General features: G+C 70.9%; 14 protein-coding genes. 9 read left to right on the top strand and 5 right to left on the bottom strand.

All coding sequences use genetic code 11. From position 1 onward, the window contains the following. The first annotated feature begins 5 nt into the window (after positions 1-5). The 3 genes from OHS18_RS31235 (at position 6) to OHS18_RS31245 (ending at position 2871) form a co-directional block, all read left to right on the top strand. Positions 6-1391: an amidase gene (locus tag OHS18_RS31235; RefSeq protein WP_328613301.1), complete on the top strand. Its 1386-nt coding sequence runs from the start codon at positions 6-8 to the stop codon at positions 1389-1391. Positions 1392-1478: 87 nt separating this feature from the next. Further along, positions 1479-1991 (top strand): RNA polymerase sigma factor, encoded by a 513-nt coding sequence (locus tag OHS18_RS31240; RefSeq protein WP_328446575.1) that lies wholly within the window; start codon positions 1479-1481, stop codon positions 1989-1991. After that, complete coding sequence (locus OHS18_RS31245) at positions 1984-2871, top strand: CU044_5270 family protein (RefSeq protein ID WP_328613302.1); 888 nt, start codon at positions 1984-1986, stop codon at positions 2869-2871. Before OHS18_RS31240 ends, OHS18_RS31245 begins: the two co-directional genes overlap by 8 nt. Before the next feature lie 44 nt (positions 2872-2915). On the opposite strand, the gene OHS18_RS31250 is transcribed toward OHS18_RS31245, so the two are convergent. Together OHS18_RS31250 and OHS18_RS31255 are read right to left on the bottom strand one after the other, a co-directional pair. Beyond that, positions 2916-3770: an HpcH/HpaI aldolase/citrate lyase family protein gene (locus OHS18_RS31250; protein ID WP_328446567.1), complete on the bottom strand. Its 855-nt coding sequence runs from the start codon at positions 3768-3770 to the stop codon at positions 2916-2918. Then, a complete protein-coding gene (locus tag OHS18_RS31255; RefSeq protein WP_328446565.1) occupies positions 3767-4837 on the bottom strand; it encodes an HpcH/HpaI aldolase/citrate lyase family protein in 1071 nt (356 codons plus the stop codon). The genes OHS18_RS31250 and OHS18_RS31255 overlap by 4 nt, the downstream gene beginning before the upstream one ends. 442 nt (positions 4838-5279) lie before the next feature. On the opposite strand from OHS18_RS31255, the gene OHS18_RS31260 reads away from it, so the two are divergent. The 3 genes from OHS18_RS31260 to OHS18_RS31270 are packed head-to-tail and all read left to right on the top strand — an operon-like array spanning position 5280 to position 7561. Next, the gene (locus OHS18_RS31260) at positions 5280-5933 is read left to right on the top strand and encodes a hypothetical protein (RefSeq protein ID WP_328446563.1); all 654 of its coding nucleotides are present in this window, start codon (positions 5280-5282) and stop codon (positions 5931-5933) included. A gap of 33 nt (positions 5934-5966) precedes the next feature. Then, positions 5967-6617 (top strand): NAD(P)H-binding protein, encoded by a 651-nt coding sequence (locus OHS18_RS31265; protein ID WP_328613303.1) that lies wholly within the window; start codon positions 5967-5969, stop codon positions 6615-6617. Beyond that, positions 6614-7561, top strand: coding sequence for a ribose-phosphate diphosphokinase (locus tag OHS18_RS31270; RefSeq protein ID WP_328446560.1), 948 nt, complete (start codon positions 6614-6616; stop codon positions 7559-7561). Before OHS18_RS31265 ends, OHS18_RS31270 begins: the two co-directional genes overlap by 4 nt. On the opposite strand, the gene OHS18_RS31275 is transcribed toward OHS18_RS31270, so the two are convergent. After that, positions 7558-8856 carry a D-arabinono-1,4-lactone oxidase gene (locus OHS18_RS31275; protein ID WP_328446559.1) on the bottom strand — a complete coding sequence of 433 codons (1299 nt, stop codon included), beginning with the start codon at positions 8854-8856 and terminating at the stop codon, positions 7558-7560. The genes OHS18_RS31270 and OHS18_RS31275 overlap by 4 nt on opposite strands. Positions 8857-8941: 85 nt before the next feature. Here OHS18_RS31275 and OHS18_RS31280 point away from each other — a divergent pair, with 85 nt between their 5' ends. Continuing rightward, on the top strand, positions 8942-10126 hold the full coding sequence (locus OHS18_RS31280) for an amino acid deaminase/aldolase (protein ID WP_328613304.1): 1185 nt from the start codon (positions 8942-8944) through the stop codon (positions 10124-10126). 157 nt (positions 10127-10283) lie between these two features. On the opposite strand, the gene OHS18_RS31285 is transcribed toward OHS18_RS31280, so the two are convergent. Next, positions 10284-10928: a TetR/AcrR family transcriptional regulator gene (locus OHS18_RS31285; protein ID WP_328446557.1), complete on the bottom strand. Its 645-nt coding sequence runs from the start codon at positions 10926-10928 to the stop codon at positions 10284-10286. A gap of 130 nt (positions 10929-11058) precedes the next feature. Here OHS18_RS31285 and OHS18_RS31290 point away from each other — a divergent pair, with 130 nt between their 5' ends. Together OHS18_RS31290 and OHS18_RS31295 are read left to right on the top strand one after the other, a co-directional pair. Continuing rightward, on the top strand, positions 11059-12384 hold the full coding sequence (locus OHS18_RS31290) for a GH1 family beta-glucosidase (protein WP_328446556.1): 1326 nt from the start codon (positions 11059-11061) through the stop codon (positions 12382-12384). Beyond that, a complete protein-coding gene (locus OHS18_RS31295) occupies positions 12374-13642 on the top strand; it encodes an MFS transporter (protein WP_328446555.1) in 1269 nt (422 codons plus the stop codon). Before OHS18_RS31290 ends, OHS18_RS31295 begins: the two co-directional genes overlap by 11 nt. Positions 13643-14064: 422 nt before the next feature. Here OHS18_RS31295 and OHS18_RS31300 read toward each other — a convergent pair whose 3' ends face one another. Beyond that, on the bottom strand, positions 14065-14487 hold the full coding sequence (locus OHS18_RS31300; protein ID WP_328613305.1) for a hypothetical protein: 423 nt from the start codon (positions 14485-14487) through the stop codon (positions 14065-14067). Between the last annotated feature and the right edge of the window lie 6 nt (positions 14488-14493).

Below are 14493 nucleotides of genomic sequence, written 5' to 3' on the forward strand. Positions count from 1 at the left end.
GGCTCATGACCGAGCTGCCCGACCTGACCGCCGTCGAACTTGTCGCGCAGTACCGCGCGAAGACGCTCTCACCGGTCGAGGTGACCGAAGCCGTCTTGGCGCGCATCGAGGCGCGGGAACCCGAGTTGCACGCGTTGTACGCGTACGACCCTTCGGCCGCGCGTGATGACGCGAAGGGTGCCGAAGCGCGTTGGCACGCGGGCGAACCGCTGGGTCCGATCGACGGCGTCCCGCTGACGCTCAAGGAGAACATCGCGACCCGCGGCACCCCGGTCCCGCTGGGCACCGCGGCCACCGCTTTGGTCCCCGCGGCCGAAGACGCCCCGGCCGCGGCGCGGATCCGCGAGTCCGGCGGCGTCCTGCTGGCCAAGACGACCATGCCGGACTACGGGATGCTGACGTCCGGCCTGTCGAGCTTCCACACCACCGCGCGCAACCCGTGGCAGCCGTCGGCGTCGCCCGGCGGCTCGAGCGCCGGCGCCGGTGCGGCGGGCGCGGCGGGGTACGGCCCGCTGCACGTCGGCACCGACATCGGCGGCTCGATCCGGCTGCCCGCGGGCTGGTGCGGGCTGGTCGGGTTGAAGCCGAGCTTCGGCCGCGTGCCGGTCGACCCGCCGTTCCTCGGCCGCGTCGCCGGCCCGATGACCCGCACGGTCGCCGACACGGCGTTGCTGATGAGCGTGCTGTCCGCGCCCGATCCGCGCGACCACCTGAGCCTGCCGCCCGCCGACCTGCCGTGGTCTTCGCTCGACGGCTCGCTCGAAGGGCTGCGCGTCGGCCTGCAGCTCGACTCCGGGCCCGGCCTCCCGGTCGACCCGGCGACCCGTGACGCCGTCACCGCTGCGGCCCGCGCGTTCGAGGCCGCGGGCGCGGTCGTCGAGCCGGTCGGGCCGTTCCTCACCCGCGAAATGCTCAGCGGCCTGGACACGTTCTGGCGCACCCGCGCCTGGGCCGACCTGACGTCGCTGCCGCTCGACCGGCGCGCGAGGGTGCTGCCCTACATCGCGGAATGGGCTGCGGGCGGCGCGGACCTGTCCGGGGTGGACGTCTACCGCGGCTTCGCCCGGATCGACGCGATCAGCGTCGCGACCCTGCGCGCGACTTCGTCGTTCGACGTTGTGCTCTCGCCGACCTGCCCGGTCGCGGCCCCGCCGGCGGAGTGGGCGTCCCCGACGAACGACCCCGCACGGCCGTTCGAGCACATCGGGTTCACCGTGCCCTACAACATGTCCGGCCAGCCCGCGGTGTCGCTGAACTGCGGTTACACCGACGACGGCCGGCCGATCGGCCTCCAGATCAGCGGCCGCCGCTTCGACGACATCGGCGTCCTGCGCGCCGCCGCGGCGTACGAAGCGATCCGCCCGCCGCAGCGGCCCTGGCCGGTCGGTTAAAGAACGAGGGAAGAAGATCCGGGCCCGCGGCGAAGTGGTGGTGAAACTGTCGCCGACGGGAAGGATCTCCATGACAGAGGCAGCCACATGACGGCGGCCCCGGTGCTCGGCACCGAGCTGTTCACCGAGGTGCACGACCGCCACTTCGCGGCCATCTACCGGTACGTCGCCGGTCGGCTCGGCGCCCAGGCGGCGGAGGACCTCGCCGCCGAGACGTTCCTCGTCGCCTTCGACCGGCGCAAGACGTTCGACGCCACCCGCGGCGAGCTGCGGGCCTGGCTGTTCGGCATCGCGACGAACCTCGTGTCGCGGCACCGCCGCAAGGAAGCCCGGCACTACCGCGCGCTCTCGCGGCTCGAAACGCCCCGGCCCGCCGAGGGCCACGAAAACCGCGTCGCGCTGAGCGGTCAACTGGCGAAAGCGTTGTCGCGGCTGACCTCGGGGGAGCGTGACGTGCTGCTGCTCGTCGCTCTCGCCGACCTCGGTTACGCGGAAGTCGCCGAGGCCCTCGGCATTTCCCCCGGCACGGTCGGCTCCCGGCTCAGCCGCGCCCGCAAGAAGCTCACCCCTGTTCTCACCCCGGAGGCCCGTGATGAATGACCTGCAGACGCTGCGCGCGGCGCTGACCCCCGAAGAGCCCACCCAGGACGTCGCCGACCGCAGCCGGCACCGGCTGCAGAACCACATGCTCACCGGCCGGCGCAAGCGCACCGGCCGCGTGGCGGTCGGGGCCGGCCTCGTCGCCGTCGCGGCCGCGGCCGCCGTCGTGGTGGCGACGGTGCCCAGAACCCCGGCCCCGGCCCCGACGCCGGCCCCGCAGGCCGCGGCGCCGGTCGCCGTCACCGGCCAGGAAGTCCTGCTCGCGGCGGCCACAGTCGCCGCGAAGGCCCCGGCGAGCACCGGCACTTACTGGCACGTCAAGATCGCCGAGTCGGAGACCTACGAGTACTGGACCAAGGCCGACGGGCACGTGTGGTTCCGCGGCGCGAAGTCCGGTCACCGGGTTGTGCCGCTGGCGATGCCGACGCCCTTCAGGCTGGGTGGTGCCGAGGTGACCATGGACCGGATCCAGGCCCTCCCCGCCGAACCGGCGGCCCTGCGGGACTGGATCGCGAACCTGGTGGCCCACAGCGACATCCGGACCAGCGCCGGACCGCTGACCGCGGACCAGCGGAAGCAGGCGGTGCTCGAAGGCCTGGTCTCGCTCGTGTCCACGCTGCCGGCGCCCCCGGCGGTCCGGGCCGCGTCGTTCCGGGCGATCGCCGCGTACCCCGGGGTGCGCGCGGTCGGCGCGGTGCCGGGTGGGCAGGGCTTGCAGGTGCCGGGACCGGGAGGCAGCGCACTGCTCGTCGTCGACCCGGCGACCGGCCGCGTGAACCAGACCTCGATGTACGTGACCGCGGACGGCGCGGTGGCCCAGGCCGCCGAGGGCACCACCTTCGAGATCGGTTCCGGGTGGACGGACAACCTGCCGAACTGAACTCCTCCGGTGGCCGGGCCATGGGGTAGCCCGGCCACCGGGGGTCAGGCCTTGACCGCCTCGGCGAGCGCGAGCACCCGGCGCGCGTTGTCGACGTGCAGGTTCTCGATCATCCGGCCGTCCACGGTGACCACGCCGCTGCCGGCCTTCTCGAACGCCTCGATGATCCGCCGCGACCGGTCGATCTCCTCTTCGGACGGCGCGAAGACCCGGTTGCACGGCTCCACCTGGGACGGGTGGATGAGCGTCTTGCCGTCGAAGCCGTACTGCCGGCCCTGGACGCACTCCTCTTCGAACCCGGACAGGTCCTTCACGTCGTTGTAGACGCCGTCGAGGATCACCTTGCCGGTCGCGCGCGCGGCCAGCAGGCACAGCGAAAGCCCGCCCAGCAGCGGGCCGCGGCCCGGGACGAACTCCGCGTGCAGTTCCTTCGCCAGGTCGTTGGTGCCCATCACCAGCACGGTCAGCCGTTCGGACGCCGCCGCGATCTCCTCGGCGTGCAGCATCGCGACCGGCGTCTCGAGCATCGCCCAGATCTTCGTGTGGCCGGGCGCGCCGCCCAGCTCCAGCGCGCGCTCGATGTTGTGCACTTCGGACGCCGAGTTCACCTTCGGCACGACCACCGCGGCCGGCCCGGCGGCCGCGGCCGCGCGCAGGTCGGCGTCGTGCCACTCGGTGTCCAGGCCGTTGACGCGGATCGTCACCTCGCGATCGCCGTAGTCGCCCGAGGACGCGGCCGCGCAGACGCGTTCGCGCGCCGCTTCCTTCGCGTCCGGCGCGACGGCGTCCTCGAGGTCGAGGATCAGCGCGTCCGCCGGGATGGTCTTGGCCTTCTCCAGCGCGCGCTCGTTGGCGCCCGGCATGTAGAGGACGGAACGTCTCGGCTTCAGCTCGGTCATCCGAGGATCTCCTTGGTGGCGGCGTCGTACGCGCTCGCGAGTCCGGGGTCGTCCGCCGCGAGGGCGTCGGCCAGTTCGGCGACCACGCGGCACTGCTTCACCGACGCGTCGTCCTGCATCTTCCCGTCGATCATCACCGCGCCGGTGCCGTCGCCCATCTCCGCGATCACGCGCCGCGCCCAGGCCACATCGGACGGCGACGGCGAGAACACCTTCTTCGCGATGTCGATCTGCACGGGGTGCAGGCTCCACGCGCCGACGCAGCCGAGCAGGAACGCGTTCCGGAACTGGTCCTCGCACGCGACGACGTCGCGGATGTCCCCGAACGGCCCGTAGTACGGCAGGATCCCGTGCATCGCGCACGCGTCGACCATCCGCGCGACCGTGTAGTGCCAGAGGTCCTGCTGGTACGTCGTCCGGCCTTCGGTCAGGTCGTCGCCGGTCGGGTCGGTGCGCACCAGGTAACCGGGGTGGCCGCCGCCGACGCGCGTGGTCTTCATCCGGCGGCTCGCGGCCAGGTCGGCCGGGCCGAGCGAGATGCCCTGCATCCGCGGGCTCGCGCCGGCGATCTCCTCCACATTGGCCACGCCGCTCGCCGTCTCGAGGATCGCGTGCACCAGCAACGGCTTCGTCAGGCCGGCGCGCGCCTCGAGCTGGGCCAGCAGCCGGTCGACGTAGTGGATGTCCTGCGCGCCCTCGACCTTCGGCACCATGATCACGTCGAGCTTGTCGCCGATCTCGGTGACGAGCGTCACCAGGTCGTCGAGCACCCACGGCGAGTCCAGGCTGTTGACCCGGGTCCACAGCTGCGTCTTGCCGAAGTCGTTCGCCTGGGCGATGGCGACGAGCCCGGCGCGCGCGGCCTCCTTGCGGTCGGCGCGCACGGCGTCCTCGAGGTTTCCCAGCAGGACGTCGACTTTCTTGGCGATGTCCGGCGCCTTCGCGGCCATCTTCTCGTTGCTCGGGTCGAAGAAGTGGATCATCCGGGACGGCGTCACCGGGATCTCCCGCACGGGGGCGGGCGCGCCCAGGGCGAGCGGGGCGAAGAAGTCCTTCGGGGAGCGCATCGGTCCTCCACGGCGACGACTGGCGACAGCTAAGTGACTGGTCGGTAACTTTAGTCGCGGGCGCGCGTGCCCGCTGCGGCGTGGCTCACCGCCATGTGGGTGACGGCGGACAACCGCAGCTCAGCGACCCGCGTCCACTGTGGATTCTCCCCGGGTTGCGCCGAACGGGCTAGTCGGGCGAAGGTGATCCACCGGCCCGGATTCGCGCCCTGGGTAATCGTTCGCGGGCGGACCGTAGTGCCACTCACCTCGCGATCACTCGGTTGGCCGCACCGTTCGACCGAAGTCCCATGACCGCCTACCGACCGGTCATCGACCGCTGGCCGCCGCCGATCGCAGCCACTCGCGCTACCCGGCGACGCCGCGCCGCCGCGCTGTTAGACAAGTGAGGTGCCGGTTTTCCCCGGTCACGAAGCAGTGCAGGTTTGAAGGAGGCGGACTCGTGGCGGCTACACCTCAGAACACCGAGCGCTCGACGGTCGCCGGTGGCGCGAAGCGCAGCCGGTCGATGCCGAGCCGGGTGGTGCCGCCGATCGAGCTTCCCGCGACCGTCGACGAGCTCGCCCGCACCGCCGCCGCCCAGCTGGGCTGGAACGGCGTCGTCCTCCCCGAGATCACGATCCTGGGCCGCAAGGTCTGCGTGGTCGCCAAGCTTCGCACCGACGTGCACGCCGAACGCATCGCGATGGGTGCCGGCCCGGTGGCCGATCGGGCCACTGTCGACACCTGGACCTGGCCGGAGCTGGCCGGAACCGCCCCCGCCCCGGCCGCCGAGATCATCGGCGTCCTGGCCGTCGCGCGCCACTGGCGCACCGCGATGGCCTCCGCGGTTCCGTTCGCCCGCTACGGCGAGGCCGCGATGGTGCTCCCGTCGCCGGCCGTGCTGACCGAGGACTACGTCGGCAACTGCCTGCCGCGAGCCCGCGCGTACGGCCTCGCGATCGTCTCGGCCGACCCGAACGCGGTCGTCGACCTCGACCTCGAGGGCCGCACGGAGCGCGTCGTGCTGGCGGAGGACCCGGTTTCCCGGCTGGTGAACGAGATCGTCTACGACCACCTGCTCCGCACCGCCGAAGTGCCCGCCGAGCTCGACTGACGGTCTTGATCGATCCCTACTAGGGTCGGGGCCATGCGAGTCGTCATAGCTGGTGGACACGGTCAGATCGCGTTGCGGCTCGAGCGGTTGCTCGCCGCGCGCGGTGACGAAGGGGTCGGGATCATCCGGAATCCCGCCCACACGGCGGATCTCGAAGCCGCCGGTGCCCAAGCCGTCGTGCTCGACCTGGAAAACTCCGATGTGGACACCGTCGCCGAGGCGCTGAAGGGCGCCGACGCCGCGGTGTTCGCCGCGGGCGCCGGCCCGGGCAGCGGGGCCGCCCGCAAGGACACTGTGGACCGCGGCGCGGCGGCCCTCTTCGCCGACGCGGCCGTGCAGGCCGGCGTGCGGCGGCACATCCAGGTCGGCTCCATGGGGGCCGACAACCCGGAGAACCCCGACGTCACCGAGGACTTCCGCGTCTACCTGCGTGCCAAGCGCGCGGCGGAGGACGACCTCAAGGCCCGGGACCTCGACTGGACGATCCTCCGGCCCGGCGCCCTGACCGACGACCCCGGCACCGGCCAGGTCCTGCTGGCCGACAAGACCGGCCGGGGCCCGATCCCGCGTGACGACGTCGCCGCGACGCTTGTCGCGCTCCTCGACGCCCCGGCGACCGCGCGTCGCACCCTGGAACTGATTTCGGGCGAAACCGCGATCGACGAGGCGATTTCAGCACTGTGAACGAAGAATCCAGAGAAATCGCCGTCTTCAGCGGCAGCGCGCACCCCGAACTGGCCGAAGAGATCTGCGAGCAGCTCGGCGTGCCGCTGCGGCCCGTCGAGATCGAGCGCTTCGCGAACGACTGCCTCGGCGTCCAGCTGCAGGCGAACTGCCGCGAGCGGGACGTCTTCATCATCCAGCCGCTGGTGAAGCCGGTGCAGGAACACCTCGTCGAGCTGTTGCTGATGCTCGACGCGGCCCGCGGCGCCTCGGCGTCCCGGATCACCGCGGTGATGCCGCACTACTCGTACGCGCGCTCGGACAAGAAGGACGCGCCGCGCATCTCCATCGGCGGCCGCCTGGTCGCCGACCTGCTGGTGGCGGCCGGCGCAAACCGCGTGCTCGCGATGACCCTGCACTCGCCGCAGGTGCACGGCTTCTTCAGCGTCCCCGTCGACCACCTGCACGCGCTGCAGGAGCTGGCCAAGCACTTCCGGCAGTACGACCTCTCGCGCACCACCGTCGTCTCGCCCGACCTGGGCAATGCGAAGGAGGCGTCGCACTTCGCGCGGCTCCTCGGCGTCCAGGTCGCGGCCGGCGCGAAGGAACGGTTCCCCGACGACCGCGTCCAGATCACCTCGGTGATCGGCGAGATCACCGGCCGCGACGTGATCGTCCTCGACGACGAGATCGCCAAGGGCAGCACGGTCCTCGAACTGCTCGACCGGCTGGCCGAGCTGGAACCGCGCTCGATCCGCGTCGCCTGCACGCACGGCTTGTTCGCGGCGAAGGCCATCGAGCGCATCGGCGACCGGCCGGAGGTGCTGGAGATCGTCTGCACCAACACCGTCCCGGTCCCGGAAGAGGAACGCACCGAGAAGCTGAAGATCCTCTCGATCGCGCCGGCCATGGCCGAAGCGATCCGCCGGATCCACAACGGCGAATCGGTGTCCGCGCTCTTCTAGCCGACGGGGCCGAGCACCCGGTCCAGGTAGGTGTTGGTGAAGACGCCGCTCGGGTCGGTTTCCTTGCGCACCCGCAGGAAGTCGTCGAAGTGCGGGTAGCGCGAGCGGAGGACGCCGGCGTCGAGGTCGTGCATCTTGCCCCAGTGCGGGCGGCCGCCGACCGCGCCGGCGATCTTCTCGAACGCGCTGAAGTACTCGCGGTACGGCATGCCGGTGAACTGGTGGATCGCGATGTAGGCCGAGTCGCGGCCCTGCGCGGTCGAGAGCCAGATGTCGTCGGCGGCCGCGACGCGGACCTCGACCGGGAACATCACCGGGTCCCTCAGCTTCGGCACCAGGGCGCGCAGCTCGGCGAGGACGTCGAGCACTGATTCACGTGGAACCGCGTATTCGGTCTCGGTGAACCGGACGTTCCGGGCAGTGACGAAGACCCGGTGCGAGAGGTCGCTGTACTCGCGCGCGGAAAGCATGTTCGACGCGAAGCTGTTGAGCGGGCGGACGAGCCGCGGCATCAGGCGGCCCGTCCGGCACAGCCCGCCGAACGCGACGTTCTCCATGATCTGGTAGTCGACGAACTCGCGGACCTTGCTCAGCGGTTCCGCCGTCTCGCAGCGGTTGTTGCGCTTGACCAGTGCGTTCTTGCCGTAGGGGAACCAGTAGAACTCGAAGTGCTCGTTGTCGGCGGCGGAGTCGTGGAAGCCTTCGAGGACCTGCTCCAGCGGCTCCGGACGCTCCTGCGCGCGCAGCACGAACGACGGCTCGCACTGCAGGGTCACGGTGGTGATCACGCCGAGCGCGCCGAGCCCGACGCGGGCCGCGGCGAAGAGGTCCGGGCGCTCGCCGGCCGAGCAGGTGACGACCGAGCCGTCCGCCAGGACCAGTTCCAGGGCGACGATCTGGGTGGCGATGCCGCCGAGGCGGGCACCGGTGCCGTGCGTGCCGGTGGAGATCGCGCCGGCGATGGTCTGCGCGTCGATGTCGCCGAGGTTGGTCATGGCCAGCCCGAGCGTGTCGAGCGCGGCGTTGAGCTGCTTGATCGTGGTGCCCGCGCGGACGGTGACGTGCCCGGTTTCGAGGTCGGCCCGCTCGATGCCGGTCCAGCCGCGCAGGTCGAGCGCGTCGGAGTCGGCGACGGCGATCGCGGTGAACGAGTGGCCGCTGCCCCAGGCGCGCACGGTCCGGCCGGCCGCGGCGATCTTCGCGACGGTCGCCGCGATCTCGGCCACGCTGCGCGGCTGGTGAACGTACTGCGGTGAGGCGGACGCCGTGCCCGCCCAGTTGGTCCACCGGGTCATGCGCGCCCCCTCCATCGGTCGAATGTCCGAGACAGTATGTGAACAGTATTCGCGTTTCAAGCTTTGTTGTCGTACTTTAGACCTCGTGACCAGTGCGACGGTGTACGACTTGGCGACCAAGGACCTCGATCCACCCTTGGCCGTCGTCGACTTGGCCGCGTTCGACGCGAACGCCGACGACCTCCACCGACGCGCGGGCGGCAAGCCGATCCGCGTCGTGAGCAAGTCGGTCCGCTGCCGGGCGCTGCTGGAACGGGTCCTCGCGAGGCCGGGCTTCGAAGGCCTGATGTGCTACTCGCTCGCCGAGGCCATCTGGCACGTCGAGGAGGGCACGACCGACGACGTCGTCGTCGCCTACCCGACGGCCGACCACGACGCCCTCCGCCGCCTGGCCGCGTCCGACCGCGCTCGCGCGGCGATCACGATCATGGTCGACTCGCCCGAGCACCTGGACCTGGTGGACGCCGCCCTCGGCCACGGCCACCCGGAGATCCGCGTCTGCCTGGAGCTCGACGCGTCGTGGCGCCCGGTCCCGGGCATCCACGTCGGCACCCGGCGGTCCCCGATCTTCACGCCGAAGCAGGCCTCGACGTTCGCCCGCCAGGTCGTGGCCCGCCCGGGTTTCCGCCTGGTCGGCGTCATGGCGTACGAAGGCCAGATCGCGGGCCTCGGCGACGCGGCGGGTCGCCGTGTCAACCGGGTGGTGGTCGGGTGGATGCAACGCCGGTCGGCGGCCGAACTGGCCCGCCGCCGCGGCGCCGCGGTCCGCGCGGTCCGCGAGGTGACGGACCTGGAGTTCGTCAACGGCGGCGGCACGGGCAGCATCGAGTCGACGGGCGCGGACGCGGTGGTCACGGAGATCGCGGCCGGCTCGGGCCTGATCGGCCCGACGCTGTTCGACGCGTACACCCGCTTCAAGCCGCGCCCGGCGGCGCTGTTCGCGTTGCCGGTGGTCCGCCGCCCCACGCGCAAGATCGCCACGCTGTATTCCGGCGGCTACATCGCTTCCGGCCCGACGGGTCCTTCGCGTCAGCCTTCGCCGTATCTGCCGACGGGCCTGAAGTTCCTCGGTTTCGAAGGCGCGGGGGAGGTCCAGACCCCGGTGACCGGCCGAGCCGCCCGGACCCTGCAACTGGGCGACCGGGTGTGGCTGCGGCACGCGAAGGCGGGCGAGCTGGCGGAGCGCTTCACGCACTACCACCTGGTGCTGGGTGACCGGGTGGAGCGCACGGTCCCGACGTACCGCGGTGAGCACCGGAACTTCGGCTGAGCGAGTGAGCGAGCGGGCGCGCCGGCCGGACGCAGCCCGCCCTTCCCCGGGGGAACCCCCACGTTCAGTCTACCGGTACACACCGACAGTCACGTCTCGAACAGGTGGTTGTCCACAGCCACGGACAGTTGTGGACAACTTCTGGGGACAACTACGCCTACTTCTCCCCGAACCGGGCCGCGAGGTACCCCTTGACCACGTACTTCGCCTCCGCCACGAACTTTTCGTCGCCGCTCGGCTCCTTGCGGAACGCCAGCTTCAGGAGCGCGTCCGCGACCTCGTTGGCGATCGTGATCGCGAAGCGGAGGTCCTCCACCGGGCGGTCCACCTGCGACGCCAGGAGATCCGTCAGCGAATCCACGATCACGGCATTGTTGTCGCGGGTCTCGTCGAGCAGCTGGCGGTCGATGATGTCGCCGAAGTGGACCTTCGAAAAGCCCGGTACCGAGCGGTGCATCTCCAGGTAGATGTCGAGGATCGAGTCGACGACGTCCCACCAGTGTTCCGGGCCCAGCTGTTTGAGGCGCTCGTTGACCGCGCCGACGAACCGTTCGAGGTTCCGGGCGGTCAGTGCTTGGACGACGGCGCGCTTGTCGGGGAAGAACTGGTACAGCGAACCGACGGCGACCCCTGCCCGTTTGGCTATCAGGGTGGTCGTCAGGGCGTCGTAACCGAGCTCGTCGATCAGCGCCGCGCTCGCGTCGAGCATCTGCTCGACCCGTTTCGCGCTGCGTTGCTGGACCGGCTGCCGGCGTAGGGGGGTCGCTTCTGCCGGCACCTTCGCGGCCTGGATGTCGGACACGGCACTCCTCCTCGTCTGATCTGGGACTTTATCGCGCCGACGGGCTTCCCCCCGGACGAGTGAAGACCTAGTATATGAGAACTTTTCATGTTCACCCGTACGGGTGGCCTGACGAAGGGGTCAGCAGCCGGTGCAGAACCCGAACTTCCCGCCAGACTTCCTTTGGGGTGTTTCGACCTCGGCGTTCCAGATCGAAGGCGCCACCACCGAAGGCGGGCGCGGTCCGTCCATCTGGGACACGTTCACCGCGACGGAAGGCAAGATCGCGCGCGGTGAAGAGGCAAACGTAGCCGCCGACCACTACCACCGCTACCCCGAAGACATCGCGCTGATGGCGGAACTCGGCGTCGGCGCCTACCGGATGTCCATCGCCTGGCCCCGGATCCAGCCCGACGGGAAAGGCGCGCCCAACGCCGAAGGGCTCGGGTTCTACGACAAGCTCATCGACGCCGTGTGCGAGGCCGGCATCGCGCCCGCCGTCACGCTTTACCACTGGGACACCCCGCAAGCCGTCGAAGACGAGGGCGGCTGGCTCGCCCGCGGTACCGCTGAGCGCTTCGCGGAGTACGCCCACATCCTCGGGGAACGTTTCGCCGATCGGGTGAAGCTGTGGATCCCGTTGAACGAGCCGATGGTGATGTCGATCTTCGGCTACGCGATCGGCGAGTACGCACCCGGAAAAACCCTCCTGCTCGACGCCATCCCGACCGCGCACCACCAGAACCTCGCGCACGGTCTCGCCGTCCAGGCGCTGCGCGCGGCCGGTGCCACGAACATCGGCACGGCCAACAACCACTCGCCGATCTGGCCGGTCGCCGACAGTGTGGAGGACGACGCGGCCGCGGTGTGGCTCGACGCGCTGCTCAACCGGCTCTTCGCGGATCCCGTCCTGCTCGGCACCTACCCCGAAGAGCTTCACGAGCACCTGCCCGCGGGGTTCGCCGACGACCTGCCGGTCATCGCGCAGCCGCTCGACTTCTACGGCGTCAACTACTACGAACCCCAAGGCGTCGCGAAACCGAGCCCCGGCAACCCGCTGCCGTTCGACCTCCGCCCGATCGAGGGCTACCCGATGACGACCAACGACTCGCCGATCGTCCCGCACGCGCTGCGGGAGCTGCTGCTGGACTTCCACCGGCGCTACCGTGACCGCCTGCCGCCGATCCAGATCACCGAGAACGGCTGCAGCTTCGCCGACGTCGTCGCCGAGGACGGCGGCGTGCACGACCCCGAGCGGATCGACTTTCTGCACAGTCACCTCGTCGCGGTGCGCGAGGCGATGGACGCCGGGGTCGACGTCCGGGGGTACTTCTGCTGGTCTCTGATGGACAATTTCGAGTGGTCCAAGGGTTACGCGCCGCGCTTCGGCCTGGTGCACGTCGACTACGAGACCCTCCGGCGCACGCCGAAGGACTCGTTCCACTGGTACCGGAAGCTGGTGCGGGATGAGCAGTGAGACGACCGAGGCCACGGGCCTGCCCGAAGCGCTCGCCGAACCCGTCGTGCGGGTGCGGCCCGGCTGGATGAGCCTGCTGTTCTTCGCGAACATCGCGCTCTGGCTGGGGATCTACGCGCCCATCCAGGTGCTGCTGCCGCAGCAGGCCGAGCTGCTGGACCAGGTCAACAAGGAGTTCGTGCTCGGCATCGTGATGGGTGCCGGGGCGATCGTGGCCCTGATCGTCAACCCGGCGGTCGGGCTGCTGTCGGACCGGACGTGCTCGCGCTTCGGCCGCCGCCACCCGTGGACGGTCGTCGGTGCGGTCGTCGCCGCGGTGGGCCTGCTGGTGCTGGGGTTCGCGCCGGACGTCGCGCTGCTGATCGCCGGCTGGTGCCTGGTGCAGGCGGGGCTCAACGGCATGCTCGCCACCCTGATGTCCGCCATCGCCGACCGGGTGCCGGTCGGGCAGCGCGCGCAGGTCGGCGGGCTGGTCGGCATCGCGCAGATGCTCGGCACGGTGCTGGGCGCGGTGGTGGTCGTCGTGATGCTCGGCATCGCCGGGATCCCGCTGGCCTACGCGGTCTGCGCGGGGATCGTCCTGGTCGGGGCCGCGTTCTTCGTGCTCCGGACGCCGGACGCGCGGCTGCCGGTCGAGCACCGCCCGTCGTCGGCGGCCGGCGAGGTGCTGCGCAACCTCTGGGTCTCGCCGCGGCGGCACCCGGACTTCGCGTGGGCCTGGTCGTGCCACTTCATGATCAACCTCGGCAACGCGTTCGGCACGCTCTACTTGCTGTTCTTCCTCAAGGACGCGGTGCACTACCCGGACCCCGACACGGGCCTGTTGATCATGATGGGGCTCTACGGCGTCGCCCTCGTGATCGGCGCGGTGCTCGCCGGGCACTTCTCCGACAAGTCCGGACGGCGTAAGCCATACGTCCTTGCGGCCTCCGGCGTGATGGCGCTGGCCGCTTTGCTGCTGGTGATCTGGCAGAGCTGGCCGGTCGCGCTCGCCGCTTCGCCGCTGCTGGGCGTCGGTTTCGGCGCGTACATGGCCGTCGCGCTGGCGATGCTGACGCAGGTGCTGCCGACGGCGCAGGACCGCGCGAAGGACCTGGGCGTCATCAACATCGCGAACTCGCTGCCGCAGGTGGTCGCCCCGCTGCTGACGCCGTTGGTGCTCGCTTACCTCGGCGGCTACTCGGGACTCTTTGCCGCGTCGGCCGTCGCGACGCTGCTGGCCGCGGTCCTGGTCCTGCGGGTGAAGGCGGTCCGGTAGGGACCGGACGCAGACGTGGAACCGCGGGCCGGTGCCGGTCGGGGGAGGGGAGTGCAACGGCACCGGCCCGCGGAATTCGGGGCCGCACGTAAGGGGCGGGGCGCGCGGCGAACCAGGTACCGGTCACGCTGCGCTTGATGATCAATCTAGCGGGCGATTACCGCCCGGGCTAGGTCTAACGCGTATTTTTTTCGATTAATCGCGATGGGGACCAGGGGGGTGGCCGAGGACTGGTTCGCACTGCTCGGGGGTGCGGGCGAAACAGTCCTCGGCCGAGGCGAGAGCCGGCGCGGGTCCGATGGGGCGATCGGTCGGCCGCGCTCGCCAGACTGGGGGTGGCTCGGCTGAAGCCGTCACTTTCCCTAGGAAAGATGCATCTGCTCACGCGGATTTCACATCGGGAAAGTGTTGAGCGGGGTGGATCAGGCTGTGACCGTGCGACGCGGGTTCACCAGGGCGTGGCGCCCGGTGGTCTCGGCCGGGGACGCGGCGGGCACCGGACGGCTCTGCGCCGGCACCGGGCTGGTGCGCCGGCCCTGCAGCCCACGGGCCGCGGGGGCCTGCTGCGGGGCGAGGCCGCCGGCCACCAGGTGCTCGTGCGCGACCTGCCAGACCGAGCACGGCGCCTTGCAGCGGTGCCACCGGGTCGAGCAGGTGGGGCAGTCGCCACGCTCGTCGGGCTCGTGCATCTTCAGCATCGCGCGCCACGCCTCCGTGAGGCGGGGGAGTTCGGAGCGCGCGACCGAGACGAGCGACTGGGCGTCGGCGCGGTTCGCCAGGTCGGTCAGCATGTCGAGGCGCTCCCAGACCGCATTGCGGAGGACCTGCCCGAGTACCTGATCCATGATCAG

Origin of the sequence: Amycolatopsis sp. NBC_00355, assembly GCF_036104975.1 — a bacterium.
In the GTDB taxonomy this organism is placed as follows: domain Bacteria; phylum Actinomycetota; class Actinomycetes; order Mycobacteriales; family Pseudonocardiaceae; genus Amycolatopsis.